15 protein-coding genes are annotated in these 13344 nt (G+C 57.6%); 8 read left to right on the top strand and 7 right to left on the bottom strand.

Going from position 1 to position 13344, the window contains the following annotated elements; genetic code table 11:
* Positions 1-11: 11 nt before the first annotated feature.
* Complete coding sequence (locus J7400_RS03480; RefSeq protein ID WP_209059379.1) at positions 12-437, top strand: universal stress protein; 426 nt, start codon at positions 12-14, stop codon at positions 435-437.
* Positions 438-506: 69 nt separating this feature from the next.
* On the opposite strand, the gene J7400_RS03475 is transcribed toward J7400_RS03480, so the two are convergent.
* The 4 genes from J7400_RS03475 to accD all read right to left on the bottom strand — a co-directional run bounded on the left by J7400_RS03475 (position 507) and on the right by accD (position 5783).
* On the bottom strand, positions 507-2513 hold the full coding sequence (locus J7400_RS03475) for a CocE/NonD family hydrolase (protein ID WP_209059377.1): 2007 nt from the start codon (positions 2511-2513) through the stop codon (positions 507-509).
* Between the two features lie 98 nt (positions 2514-2611).
* Positions 2612-3232 (bottom strand): trimeric intracellular cation channel family protein, encoded by a 621-nt coding sequence (locus J7400_RS03470; protein ID WP_209059366.1) that lies wholly within the window; start codon positions 3230-3232, stop codon positions 2612-2614.
* A gap of 248 nt (positions 3233-3480) precedes the next feature.
* Positions 3481-4761: a folylpolyglutamate synthase/dihydrofolate synthase family protein gene (locus J7400_RS03465; protein ID WP_209059357.1), complete on the bottom strand. Its 1281-nt coding sequence runs from the start codon at positions 4759-4761 to the stop codon at positions 3481-3483.
* A gap of 92 nt (positions 4762-4853) precedes the next feature.
* Complete coding sequence (accD, locus tag J7400_RS03460) at positions 4854-5783, bottom strand: acetyl-CoA carboxylase, carboxyltransferase subunit beta (protein WP_209059355.1); 930 nt, start codon at positions 5781-5783, stop codon at positions 4854-4856.
* 297 nt (positions 5784-6080) lie between these two features.
* On the opposite strand from accD, the gene J7400_RS03455 reads away from it, so the two are divergent.
* The 4 genes from J7400_RS03455 to J7400_RS03440 all read left to right on the top strand — a co-directional run bounded on the left by J7400_RS03455 (position 6081) and on the right by J7400_RS03440 (position 8318).
* Entirely contained in the window at positions 6081-6851 is a 771-nt protein-coding gene (locus J7400_RS03455) for a DUF6478 family protein (RefSeq protein WP_209059353.1), read from the top strand.
* 24 nt (positions 6852-6875) lie between these two features.
* Positions 6876-7253 carry a hypothetical protein gene (locus J7400_RS03450; protein ID WP_209059351.1) on the top strand — a complete coding sequence of 126 codons (378 nt, stop codon included), beginning with the start codon at positions 6876-6878 and terminating at the stop codon, positions 7251-7253.
* 72 nt (positions 7254-7325) lie between these two features.
* Positions 7326-7757 (top strand): potassium channel family protein, encoded by a 432-nt coding sequence (locus J7400_RS03445; RefSeq protein ID WP_209059349.1) that lies wholly within the window; start codon positions 7326-7328, stop codon positions 7755-7757.
* Between the two features lie 54 nt (positions 7758-7811).
* Positions 7812-8318, top strand: coding sequence for a DUF2478 domain-containing protein (locus J7400_RS03440; RefSeq protein WP_247738576.1), 507 nt, complete (start codon positions 7812-7814; stop codon positions 8316-8318).
* Between the two features lie 25 nt (positions 8319-8343).
* Here the strand turns inward: J7400_RS03440 and J7400_RS03435 are convergent, their stop codons facing one another.
* The gene (locus J7400_RS03435) at positions 8344-9111 is read right to left on the bottom strand and encodes a sulfite exporter TauE/SafE family protein (protein WP_209059346.1); all 768 of its coding nucleotides are present in this window, start codon (positions 9109-9111) and stop codon (positions 8344-8346) included.
* A 141-nt stretch (positions 9112-9252) separates the two neighbouring features.
* Here J7400_RS03435 and J7400_RS03430 point away from each other — a divergent pair, with 141 nt between their 5' ends.
* The 3 genes from J7400_RS03430 to J7400_RS03420 all read left to right on the top strand — a co-directional run bounded on the left by J7400_RS03430 (position 9253) and on the right by J7400_RS03420 (position 12189).
* Positions 9253-10941 carry an acyl-CoA dehydrogenase family protein gene (locus J7400_RS03430; protein ID WP_209059342.1) on the top strand — a complete coding sequence of 563 codons (1689 nt, stop codon included), beginning with the start codon at positions 9253-9255 and terminating at the stop codon, positions 10939-10941.
* 280 nt (positions 10942-11221) lie between these two features.
* Complete coding sequence (locus J7400_RS03425; RefSeq protein WP_209059340.1) at positions 11222-11773, top strand: TetR/AcrR family transcriptional regulator; 552 nt, start codon at positions 11222-11224, stop codon at positions 11771-11773.
* Positions 11770-12189, top strand: coding sequence for an META domain-containing protein (locus J7400_RS03420; RefSeq protein WP_247738575.1), 420 nt, complete (start codon positions 11770-11772; stop codon positions 12187-12189). The genes J7400_RS03425 and J7400_RS03420 overlap by 4 nt, the downstream gene beginning before the upstream one ends.
* On the opposite strand, the gene recO is transcribed toward J7400_RS03420, so the two are convergent.
* Positions 12152-12883 (bottom strand): DNA repair protein RecO, encoded by a 732-nt coding sequence (gene recO / locus J7400_RS03415; RefSeq protein ID WP_209059337.1) that lies wholly within the window; start codon positions 12881-12883, stop codon positions 12152-12154. The two genes, J7400_RS03420 and recO, sit on opposite strands and share 38 nt — an antisense overlap.
* 128 nt (positions 12884-13011) lie before the next feature.
* Complete coding sequence (locus J7400_RS03410) at positions 13012-13341, bottom strand: DUF1491 family protein (RefSeq protein WP_209059330.1); 330 nt, start codon at positions 13339-13341, stop codon at positions 13012-13014.
* Positions 13342-13344: the final 3 nt, after the last annotated feature.

Here is a 13344-nt window from a genome sequence, read left to right as displayed (position 1 = left end):
GAGAGAAAGTCATGTTTAAGACAATCTTGCTAACCGTGGACGTCAACGATCTGAAAGGCTCTGAGCGCCCCGCAGAAGCCGCGCGTGTGATGGCAATGGCCGATGGGGCTGAACTGCACGTCATGAACGTCGTGCCCGATTACGGCATGTCGATCGTTGGCTCGTTCTTCAGCCAGGATCACAACAAGCTGATTCTGAAAGAGGCCAAAGCGGCATTGGAGGATTGGGCCAAAAGCGCGCTGGCAGGTGTGGAGAACCTGCGCCTGCATGTGGATCAGGGCACAATCTATGATCTCGTTCTAAAGGAAGCCAAAAGCGTGAAAGCAGATGCGATCATCGTTGGCGCCCACAAATCCCAGCTGAAGGACTATCTGATTGGTCCCAATGCCGCGCGGATCGCACGGCACGCCAAACAATCAGTTTTTGTGATCCGCTGATCCGGCACTTTCAAAAAAAGGCCCGTCGCGCAATGCGGCGGGCCTTTTGCTTTTGTGCACCTGCCGAGATCAGAGGCGCTGCACCGTGCTTTCCCAGTGTTTGGCAAACACCTCCGCGCCATCCTCGGATGTTTTCAGATCAGCCGTGATCAGGAAGTTCTGCCCATCGGTGCGCATGGAAACATCGGCATAGATCTCAACCTTCCAGTCACCGCGTGCCATAATGCGCCGCCATGTGAAGTGGTTTTCAGCGGAATTCGGATCACGTTCGACAATCGAGAACCGCTCTTCCACACGGGCTTCGGAAATGAGGCCGGTGTCCAGATCCTCTGTAAGACCCGTGTCACCCACAATCTCCAGAGTAAGCTGTTGAGACCCCACATCCTTGGTGATGGTCTTCTTATTTTCTGACGCAGAAACCTGACGTGTGCGCCGCGGCTTCGCCGCCTTTGGCGGATCAAAGGAAACGAATGTTTCCTCCGCAGGTTCTTCGCGCACCGGCAATGAGAGAACACCGCTTTGCAGCGTCAAAACCGCCGTTTCTGCCTCAGGCCAGACATAAGGCCAATAGCTCGAAGACAAGGCCAACCGCAGCTGATGCCCGGCAGGCAGCTGATAGGCGCAGTGGTCCAATGTCAGGGTCACATCAACGGGCTGATTGATCGGCAGATCGACAAAAGCCTCGTGTCCATCACGATGCCGAAGATTCAGCACGCCATGTGTGATCAACGTACTCTGGCCATCCGGGTGCACATCGCACAAACGCGCAATCAACTGCGCCTTTGGCTTGTCTGCTGACAGCTTCAACCGCACCGAGGGCGCGCCAACAATGGCGCGAGGAGTGGTGATAACCTCTGTCTCAAAGCAGCAGGACAAAGCATCGTCTTCGCGCTGATCAGCGGGCAATTCGCCCGGTGCCGTTCCGGCAGGTGCCAGCGAAACCGGGAAATACTCGCCCGTGGCCTGTCCGCAGAACAGAGCGGGCGCAACGATACGCTCCGCTGGGCCTTCGGTCTCTGAAAGGCTCTTCCCGGTCAGGAAAAAACTCTCAGCTGGCGCGTTGACGTCTTTTGCGGAGTCCGCAATCCATCGCCCTGGGCGGTCATCATAGATGGTCGCCGGTGGCACGCTGTCCATCAACCAGCGTCGCATGTCTGGCAGCGCTTCTACACCGTTGTCGATGCCCTTAAGCCAGCGATCCCACCACCGCAGCATTTCCCCCAGAAAGTCGATCTGTGGTCCCGGCGCAGCAAAATGAGGATACCTATGGATCCAAGGCCCGATGAGGCCTTTCACAGGTGCGTCGAGGTTTTGAACAAGATGCGCGATGGTGTTGCGATAGCCATCGTGCCAGCCGCCCACACTCAACACTGCGGCCTTGATCGCGCTATAGTCCTCGCAGACGGACCCATGCTTCCAATAGCCATTGCGCGCTTGTTCCTGCACCCATTTCTCCGCAAGGAACGGCGTGTTGTCTAGCCTTTCAAGCCAGACTTCCCGCCAGCTATCGTCAACAATTTCTGGATCGGGAGGCAAAGCAAACCATCCCAAAACGGTTGCTGCCCAGCCGGTGTTTTCGCCAAGCATGACACCGCCTTTGTAATGGATGTCATCGGCAAAGCGGTCGGTGGTCGAGCATATGCTCACCACGGCCTTTAGCGCTTCAGGCGCCAAAGCCGCGATCTGAAGACCGTTGAAACCGCCCCAGCTGATACCCATCATGCCAACGCTGCCAGAGCACCACTCCTGCGCCGCCAGCCATTCGACCACCGAGACGCCATCGGCGAGCTCTTGTGGGGAGTATTCGTCATCAAACAGGCCTTCGCTGTCGCCGCAGCCGCGCATGTCCACGCGGACGCAGACATAGCCGTGTCCAGCCATATAGGGATGGGTCAGAGCGTCCCGTTCAGCAGTGCCATCCCGTTTGCGGTAAGGCAGGAATTCCAGAATTGCGGGCAGTGGCTCATCGGTCTCAGGTCGCCAAATCCGGGCGGACAACAGGGTGCCATCTGGCATTGGAATCTGAACATGCGGATGCTCATTCACTTGATAGGGAAAATCTTCCACCGTTTGCATCTCAAACTCCAGTGCTTGCGGTCACAACTTTTTGTCAATCTGTACAAACATTTGCATCCCCGCAAGAAAAAGAGAGATGGGTCCAATCTCTGGACAGCTCACTCTTCTGCGGCGATCAGCTGTTTGATGAGGATGAGACGCGCAATCAACATCAGCACAAAACAGAGAGCGAAGGAGAGCGTTTCGCCAATGATGGGCGCAGACAGCACATAGATGCCGCCACCAATCAGCGAAACCGTCGCATAGAGATCTTCTTTCAGAACCGATGGGGTCACATTGCAAAGAACATCGCGGATGATACCGCCCACGATACCCGTGATACAGCCGATCACCACAGCAATGGCGGGGTGGGTGCTCATATCCAGCGCGACACGCACGCCCACAAGAGTGAACAGTGCCAACCCTATGGCATCAAGTTGCATCAGAAGGCGCAAACGTCTGCCATTGCCTGATGGAAGGCGTGTGGCGACAAAATACATGGCAACGGCCACGGGCACCGCTGTGGCGAGATAACTCAGATCCTCAATCCAAAACACCGGCGTGCGGCCAAGCAGCAAGTCCCGAAGCGTGCCACCACCCACGGCGGTGGCGACACCGATCAAAGTGGCACCGAAGAGATCCAGCGTATGGCGCACCCCTTGGATCGAAGCAGAGGCCGCCATAACGGCGGTCGCGATGATTGTTGTGAAGGTGACAAACTGGGTGAGCGGGTCGATCATAGGTAGCGACTTTCAAGTGGCCCCAAATGGCGCAGATTGATGCCCAACGACGCATCTAGCTGACATTATTAAGGGGGCCGAACGCCCCCCATTCTTTTCACCTGCCGGTCCCTGTTCCCAAACGCCATCTGCCTTATTTTTACGGCGCGAGGAGTTGCTTTCACTATAGGAGCGGTGATTCGCTCCCGTCAACTGTCTGGGATCGCAAATCGCAAATCTGCCAAGCAGAGCTTGGCAGATGCATAACATTAGCCGTTTTCGCGCAGCACCGCGCCCGCCAGATAAAGCGAGCCGCAAATCAGGATACGCGCTTCCGGGGATTGCGCCGAAATGGTCGCTATCGCCTTGGCAACACTTTCCGCGACATGTGCTGTAAGTCCGGCCGCATTCGCATGTTCGGCGGTTTCTTCTGCCAGAAGCGTGTTGGCTTCTCCCGGAATGGAAACCGCGTGCAAGCTGTCGGACACCTTAGCCAAGGGTGACAAATACCCAGAGACGTCTTTGGTGTTCAGCATGCCACAGATGAGATGTGTCTCGCGCTTGGGCAACCCCGCGATATGAGCGGCCAAAGCCTGCCCTGCCGCTGCATTGTGCCCACCGTCGAGCCAAAGCTCAGCGGAGGCAACCGCCTCCACCAATGGCCCCTTGCGCAAGCGTTGCATACGCGCAGGCCAGAAAACATCCCGCATGGCCGCTTCGCAAGCTTCCGCATCGCAACCGAGGTGGCGCAACGCCGCCAAGGCCGCACCGGCGTTTTGGATCTGATGTGCACCGGGCAAGGCAGGGAGCGGCAGATCCAGCAGGCCAGTTTCATCCTGATAAATCAGGCGGCCGTGTTCCTCATACACATGCCAATGCTGGCCATAGGCGATCACCGGAGCACCCAGACGGGCTGCGGTTTCTTCAATCACCGCCATCGCCTCTTCCGGCTGAGGGCCCACCACAACAGGGATCCCGCGCTTGATGATCCCAGCTTTTTCAGAGGCGATCTTGGCAAGCGTGTTCCCGAGGAACTGCTCATGGTCGATAGAAATTGGCGTGATCACGCACAGCTTGGGATCGTCGATCACATTGGTCGCATCCAGACGGCCTCCAAGACCGACCTCAAGCAAGGTGTAATCTGCCTGCACGCGCGAAAATGCGAGCAGGGCCGCGCAGGTGGTGATCTCAAAATAAGTGATGTTCTGGCGCTCGTTGGCCTCCCAACACTCATCCAGCACCTGTGTCAGATGCGCCTCGTCAATCAGCTCCCCTGCGAGCCGGATACGCTCGTGAAACCGGGCGAGATGGGGGCTTGTATAGGCGTGGACCGTTTTGCCTGCACCTTCCAGCCCAGCGCGGATCATCGCCTGTGTGCTGCCCTTGCCGTTGGTGCCCGCCAGGTGGATGACCGGAGGCATCTTCTTCTCCGGATTTTCAAGCGCATTGAGCAATCGCCACATCCGATCCAACGTCAGATCAATGATCTTGGGGTGCAGCGCCAGCATCCGGGCGAGGATGGCATCTGATGTGTCTGAAGTGTGGGTCATGTGCGCCTCCGAAACAGTGAGCCCGCCCTAAATGAAAGCGGGCTTCCGGTCAAACAAACCGAAAGCCCGCAACTCAACAAAATTCTGAAAACTTACGCGTCCTGCGCAGTGTCCTCTTTGGCTTCGTCCAACTCTTCCTGGGTTGGCGCCGGCAGGTCTCCTTTGACGGCCGGAGGCATGTCCATCAGCATGCGGATGATCGTCACCAGCTCGTCCTTCATTTCGGTGCGTTTGGTGACGCGATCGAGCATACCGTGATCCAGCAGGTACTCCGCGCGCTGGAAGCCCTCGGGTAGCTGTTCACCGATGGTTTGCTGAATGACCCGTGGCCCCGCAAAACAAATCAAGGCGTTTGGCTCAGAGATCTGCACATCGCCCAGCATCGCGTAAGACGCTGTCACACCGCCTGTGGTCGGGTGGGTCAAAACCACGATGTAAGGCAGACCGGCTTCTTTTAGCATCTGCACAGCAACCGTCGTGCGCGGCATCTGCATCAGCGAAAGGATACCTTCCTGCATCCGCGCGCCACCGGCGGCTGAGAACAGCACCAGCGGGCGTTTCATGGCAACCGCACGTTCAGCGGCAGCGATGATCGCATTGCCCACATACATGCCCATGGAGCCGCCCATGAAAGAGAAGTCCTGACACGCGGCAACAATCGGTGTGCGCCCGATTTCGCCTTCTGCCACCAGCATCGCTTCTTTCTCGCCGGTCTTCTTCTGCGCGGCCTTCATGCGTTCCGGATATTTCTTCTGATCGCGGAACTGCAGAGGATCGGCCAGCGGTTCAGGCACCTCGACTTCAACAAAGACACCACCGTCAAAAAGCGCCTCAAAACGGTCACGGGCTGTGATCGCCATGTGGTGGCCGCATTGGGTGCAAACGTTCTGATTGCCCTTAAGCTCGCGGTGAAACAGCATCGTGCCGCATTCGTCGCATTTGGTCCAAAGGTTGTCCGGCACCTCACGGCGCGAAAAGATCGAGTTGATCCGCGGGCGGACATAGTTTGTGATCCAGTTCATGTGATCAGGGTCCTCTGGCTTCCAATCAGGCACCGAAATAAGACGCCACGTCAGGAATTGCAATCTATGGCGTGCTCTCACCTGCGGGAACGGTTGAAACCAGCCTGCTGTGATTGGCGTTTCCTGCTGCCAAAGCGCGCTGGCGGCGGGGCAACACTTTGTCGGCAAATGTGAATTTGTGTGCCCCAATTGTTGAATGGGCGTTTGTCTCATCTCAATCAATTGGGTAGATAATAGAAAATCGAGCTGCGCATCGTTTCGCAGTCAGAAACAATTGAGCGGGACTCACTAATCGATATGGCACGTAGCAAGCGCGTTCTTCAGCAGTTTTTTCAAGCTGGCCTGGCACGCTATTGGGCGCGCGTGGCAAGCAAAGCAGCACATGAAGACTTGACCCGCCTGCGCCGTCAACGGCGGCGCGCACGGACTTTGCGCCATCATCTCGACATGGTGATTGCGATTTCCGAGAGCCGGCTGGCGTTGCCCATCATCGGCTCCAACGCTTTTCCCAAACCCCACGGGACCGATTGGTCCTGGCGTCCGGCTCTATGGCGGGAACCCAATCCCACCAAAGGTCTGGCTGGGGTTCAGAACAAAGAAAAACTCGGCAACGAGGTTACGCTGTTTCATGACTGCCGCATCTCGGAACTGACACTTCGCCAATTGCGCAATCATCGCGAGAAAGATCTGGCGCCTTTTGGCCTGCGAATGGACGTGTTCCGCTTTGACGGCTCGTTCCTCTCTCTGGTGATAGACCTGCCACCGGAATCGGTCGCCGGTCTGCGCCGGGAGCATGTCCTACGGCTCGATACCATTGTGGAAATGGAAAAGCCGCTTGAGATTTTTGCCCGTCTCAACATCCGGCATGGACCAAACACCGAGCAAATTGTGCGAGAGCTGCCGCTGCATGACGAGGACATTCGGGTTGAGTTTGATCTTGCTTATTCCAACCTGAACGAAAAGCGGGTGGAAAAGATGTGGATCGATCTGATTTTCGAAGGCCCTGAGATGAACCAAGTGGTCCTCAGGGATGTGACATTTGCCCGCCGCCCCCGCGCAGAGTTCTAAGCCTGCTGTGAAAAGGATCGAGATATGAGTGAGTTAACGCTGACCAAGACCCGCCTTTTCGAAGGTGTTTGGGAAGGTGTCCTGAAATATGAGAGCGGTCAGGGACCGGTTCCAAAGGTTGACGTCACCTACCTTGGCAATCCGGTCACCGGGGTGCAGATTGACGCTACCGACACTCAAGACAGCTGGCGGCTCCGCTTTCCGCTGCCTAAGGAAAGCCTGTCAGATGGCGTGCAAACCCTGCTGATCACAGATCAGCTGAGCGGAGATCGCCTTGAGACCCTGAGCTTTGTTGCCGGCGAAGCGCTTGCTGATGATCTGCGCGCTGAAATCGATTTGCTGCGGGCGGAGCTCGACATGCTCAAACGGGCCTTCCGGCGTCACTGTGTCGAAACGATGTAAGCGCGCGCCTCAAAACGTGATACCTAGATTTCCAGTCAACGATAGGATCCTCTCATCACCGATCTGTTTCCAATGAGTCAGCCGCAACAGCTGTTGTGGGGCACCGTGGTGCTCAGCGCCTGCGCGATCATTCATGTCGGTTTTTTGTCTCTGATGATCGAAGCGCTTGAGAAAATTGGGAAATGGGTGACGCAGCGATCAAGGTTCATCCGAACAGCGGTGGTGACCGGTGCGGCCTTCGCCATGATAGTAGGATCTCACACAATCCAGGTTTGGCTCTGGGCTTATGTGCTGATCTACATGGGCGCGTTTGACTACCTTTATGATGCGCTCTATTTCTCGCTCGTGACCTATACCACTGTCGGCTATGGCGATGTTGTGCTACCCATTCAGTTTCGCGTCTTTGGAGCCTTTGGCGGCGTGACCGGCATCCTGTGCTTTGGCATTTCCACCGCGTTTCTCGTTTCCCTGATCAGCCGGCTGTTGCCGCGCTCGCTCGACTGACCAAAGGCAATATGCCTCAGTTGTAATCCGGCCTCTGAAACCTAAAATTAGACCATGATGAAAATTGCATACACGATGGCGCATGGGCGCGGGAAACTGGATTTGCTGCTCGCGGAGCTGGCAGATCGGCTGAATGATCGCGGTTTGACCGCACGTGGTATTGTGCAGACCAACACGGGCTGTGAAACCGATCAGCGTTGCGACATGGACGTTCAGGTGCTGCCGAGCGGACCGATCATTCGTATTTCCCAAGACCTTGGCAAAGAAGCCAAAGGCTGCCGTCTTGATCCGGACGCCATGGCCACGGCAATCACCGCTGTGTCGCAATCCATGGAAGAGCCTTACGACGTGTTCCTCCTGAACAAATTTGGCAAGCAGGAAGCCGAAGGAAAGGGCTTCCGGGATCTGCTGGCTGAAGCGTTGGAGAATGGCGCGACGGTGATCGCGGGCACCAATCCGCTGAATGCCGGAGTGTTTGAAGAGTTTGCCGGGGGCATGGCCACGCAAGTGGAGCCCAACATCGATGATCTTCTTGCCTGGTATGATCAGGTGAACGCTTGAGCTGCTAATCTGCCAGCGCCAGCGCTCAACCGATCAATGCGCGCCGCATAAGGTTGAGCGAAGCGATCAGCAGCACAAAAAGCGTGGCCTGCCGGAAGCGGCGTTGGTCGATGCGATCAGAGATACGCCCTCCAAACCACATGCCCAAAATGGCGGGCAGAACCAGAGCGAGTGACAGAGGCGCGGTTTTGGTGTTCAGCACGCCTGAGCCGATATGGGCAAAGAGCAGCACAACCGAGCCCAACCCGTAGATCACCCCCTGAATGCGCATCTGCTCGGATTTCTCGGTGCCCAGTGCCGTCAGATAGGCCACCGTGGGCGGCCCCCAAACGCCTGAGATGCCGCCAATTGCTCCCGCAACGCCACCGACAACCATCTCGCCACGTGCCGTTGGCTTTGCGATGGTGATGGAACGCCCCATCAGTTGCAGCAGAGAAAACAAAAACACCGGCACACCGATCACCAACAGCAAAACGTCCCCTGGAAGAATGCGGACAAACTGCGCGCTGATCACCATGACAGCGCCACCCGCGATCAAAAATCGCCGGAAACGCTTAACGGACTGCCAAGCCGCCGCACGCCCCTGACGCAACGCCTGCATGCCGTTTGTGGCCAATGTGGGCAGGATCAGACCGGCCAAAGCCAGCTCCGGGGCCAGAAACGAGCTTAGCCCAGAAATCAGGACCATGGGCATGGCGAACCCGACCATCCCTTTGATAACCCCCGCCAAAACAGCGATTCCCGCGCAAAGTAGCCAGGCAACGGGCGGTAGGGTTAGAATGTCGAAATCCATATCTTCCTATAGTGCCTGACATCCTGTCGGGCAAAGATTTGACGCGAAATAAACAATCAAAACGCAACGTCTTATGGCATTTTTGTTGCGCTGCATCTGCAAAAGAAATATGCACACTGCAGAAACAGAGGATATTGCAACATGGCCCATGATGGACAGGATTTGACTATGGCGACTCCGGTGATTCTTCCCGATCTTCTGAAATTGACCGGCGCGGCTGTGGCCCCGGTTGAAGCCATTTTGGAAACCGCCATTGCGCGCGTGAAGGAAACTGTCTCCGAAGATGGCCGTGTTTCCGGCAAGCTGATTGAGGAAAATCAGACCGCTGCACATGGCCTGAGCTGGCTCGCGACTTACGCGCAATCGCTCAAACAGATGCAGGCTTGGGCAGAGAAGCTCAATGCAGACGGCAAGTTTGGCGAGATCGAACAGATCATTCACCAGATCGCGTTTGGCGAATACCTCTGGCAGGTGTATGGCGGCATTCCGATGAGCCAGGGCGAGATCATTCGCCTGCAGGACCTCGGCCTGACGCAAGATGAAATGCGTGGCCTGATGGCGCCGGATGTGATGACCCTCTGCACCGAGGGCAACAGCCAAGCGGCGCGTATGCGCCTTGTAGAGCTGATGCAGGAGCAGGCGGCAAACATCACTGTCGGCACCTCCGGTCTTGATGAAGAGCTGGAAATGATCCGCGAGCAATTCCGCCGTTTTGCGGTGGATCGCGTTGAACCAAATGCCCACGAGTGGCACCTCAAAGACGAGCTCATCCCAATGGAAATCATTGAAGAGCTTGCGGAAATGGGCGTGTTTGGCCTGACCATCCCGGAAGAGTACGGCGGGTTTGGCCTCTCCAAAGCTTCCATGGTTGTGGTGTCTGAAGAACTGTCTCGCGGCTATATCGGCGTGGGCTCGCTGGGAACCCGCTCTGAGATCGCCGCTGAACTGATCCTGTGTGGCGGCACCGAAGAGCAAAAGCAGAACTGGCTGCCGAAACTGGCGAGCGCAGAGATCCTGCCAACCGCTGTGTTTACTGAGCCAAACACCGGGTCTGACCTCGGCTCCCTGCGCACCCGCGCAGTGAAAACCGAGGACGGCAACTGGGAAGTGACCGGCAACAAAACCTGGATCACCCATGCGGCGCGGACCCATGTGATGACCCTGCTGGCACGCACAAATCCTGACAGCAGCGATCACCGCGGCCTCTCCATGTTCCTGGCGGAAAAGACCCCGGGCACCGATGAGAACCCCTTCCCGACTGAAGGCATGACCGGCGGTGAAATCGAGGTGCTGGGCTATCGCGGCATGAAAGAATACGAGCTGGGCTTTGATCGCTTCAAAGTCAAAGGCGAGAACCTTCTGGGCGGCGAAGAAGGTAAAGGTTTCAAACAGTTGATGGAAACCTTCGAGTCGGCCCGCATTCAGACCGCGGCCCGCGCAGTGGGTGTGGCACAGGCCGCGCTCGACGTGGGCATGCAATACGCGATCGACCGCAAGCAGTTTGGCAAATCGCTGATCGATTTCCCACGTGTGGCAGGCAAGCTCGCGATGATGGCGGTGGAAATCATGATTGCCCGCCAGCTGACCTATTTCTCTGCCTGGGAAAAAGACCACGGTCACCGCTGTGACCTTGAAGCGGGTATGGCAAAGCTGCTGGGCGCACGTGTGGCCTGGGCGGCGGCGGATAATGCGCTACAAATTCATGGCGGCAACGGCTTTGCGCTGGAATACACCGTGAGCCGCATCCTGTGTGATGCGCGTATTCTCAACATCTTTGAAGGTGCGGCTGAAATTCAGGCGCAAGTGATTGCAAGACGTTTGCTGAGCTGACACCCGCTCTCAGTTGGACAGCAGACCCGGCGCGGCTCTCCCTCGGAGCCGCGCTTTTTTGTGCCCGTTAATAAAGTCGCTGATTCGCAGAATCCGCAAAAATCGCGTGTTCGGTATCGCGTCGGTATTGCGTCTGTATCGCGGAGGTGCCGATTTCGGTGATCTTTTCGCAGGTGCAGCAATAAACACACCGCACGTTGTTGCGTGAAATGGCGCAACATTTGGTCACACTCCCTTTGCGCCTGTTGCAGTGCAGCATTTGCACTCATACGCTTCCATCATGACAAAGCGACTTTCACAGCAGGATTGGCTGCAGGCGGGATTTGAAGCGCTCACCGAGGCTGGGCCGGCCGCCTTAAAGGCCGAGCCACTGGCGCGGCGGCTTGGCACAACCAAGGGTTCCTTCTACTGGCACTTTGACGATGTACCGGGGTTTCACGCCGCATTGCTCGCGGCTTGGGCTGATGATGCTGAAGCGGTGATCACAGCCCAGCGGGAGGACACTGGTACGGCTGTGCAGAAGCTGCGTGATCTGGCGCAGATTGCCGAGCAAGAGACAGACAGCGAGACCGCCCGGCTTGGGCCAGCGATGCGGGCCTGGGCGCGGGACAATGCGGATGTGGCCGCTCAGATCACAGCAGTTGATGAGGCGCGCATGGGCCACATCAAGACCCTGCTGTCGGAGATTGGCCTCACCAATCCGGAATTGACCCGCTTGCTCTATGGCGCCTTCCTTGGCATGGAGACCCTGTCTGCGCATGATGGTGTGCAGAATGGCCCGGCTCTGGGCACATTGGTTGATTTGATTTTGGCATTGCACGAGGCAGAATGATGCGGCGGATTGCTTGGGTTTTGGCAGCGGGTTTGGGCGTGGCCGCCTGCGCACCGTCTGAGACGGTGACACAATATGGTGGCGCCGACTACACTTGGCGGCTGCAGGAGATCGACGGCGCGGCTGTCGATTATGAAGCCATCCTATTGCTGGAAGAGAGCGGCCGGGTGATGGGGCAAGGGCCCTGCAACAGCTTTCTGGCAACGCAGGACGCCCCCTACCCGTGGATCAACATAAAGGTGGATGTGGTGGAGCAGATCTACTGTCCGGACATCGACCGCGAAGAGGCCTATCTGACCGCGCTGCAGGAGATGAGCCTAGTGGAGGTCTCTGGCCCGACACTGGTGCTGAGCAATGATGCGGGGCGTGAGATGGTGTTCAGCGGGCAGACAGCTGCCGCGCAAACCGATCAATAAAGCGCGCGCGCGCGTCCGGCAGCGGCTTGTGCCCCAGATCGGGGGCGAGCTTTTCTGACAGAAAGTAGCCCGTGGTCGCCAGCGCGGCCAGCACCTCCTTATCCGGCGCGCCGCCCTCCCCGCGCAGGACAGGTGGCAAGGGCAGCAGCCTGTCTGCCCACTCTCCAGCGCCTTTGGCAGAGACCGCGCGCCCCGATTTGGGTGAAACATAAACCAGCGCGTCAGAGCTGCCTGTGACCGCACAGGAGGTCAGATCAAGCCCATAGCCGAGCTCCGTCAGCAGCGCCATTTCCCAGCGCAGATAGGCCAGCGGCCACAGCTCGTGCTGCCCCAGCAGATCCAGAAGTTGCACGCTTTGACGATAGAGCGCCGGGTGCGGCTCCCGATCCGGCAGGCAGAAGGACAAAAGCGCCGTCACCACATTGAGCCCGGCCAGTGAAAAGCGGTCACTCAGCACCGCCGCACGGGAGCGCAGCGGCTCTACCGAATAGGTGCCAATATGATCTGACAGGCGCGCGCGCCATGAGAGATCAACCTGCCCACCGGGTTGCAGGATGGGGATCATCTTGCGGCTGATGCCACCGCGCACGATGCCTGCATGGCGGCCCTGCGTCTCGGTGAAGGCCTCCAGAATGACCGAGGTTTCCCCGTGTTTTCTTGTGCTGAGCACAAAGCCCTGATCGCGCCAGTCCATCGCCCTATCCTTTGGCTCAGAAAACCGTGCAGGGGGCCAAAAGGAAAGCCCATTCCAGCTTCATTCTGCCAAAAATACTCTGGGGAGATCACAGCTTTGCTGTGAGCGGGGCGAAGCCCCTGTCCCGTTCAATCCGACAGCCCCGGCTCATCCAGCATGTGGCGCCCCTGGCGATCCTCAACTTCGATCACCCAGGCGTCCGGATCAAAGCTGCGCTGACGGGCCAGTGCCGCATCCACCTCAGCCTCATCACCCTCAGACAGCACAACCCATTTGCGCTCCCCGCTCATGAGATCAAAGCTGCGCTGAAACACCGTGGCTTTGCCATCCAGCGTGTTGAGTTTCACCAGAACAGCCCCAGCCGTGTCATCGCCATGCGCCACGACAAAGGTTGGGATGTCCGCCAGTCGAAGCCGCGCAATATAGGCATGCACCCAGAAATCAGCGGTAAGGCGCATGGG

Source organism: Shimia sp. R9_2 (assembly GCF_017743735.1).
Classification (GTDB): Bacteria; Pseudomonadota; Alphaproteobacteria; order Rhodobacterales; family Rhodobacteraceae; genus Shimia.
The sequence above is the reverse complement of the archived record's forward strand: the minus strand, read 5'-3'. Positions and strand labels throughout refer to the sequence as shown.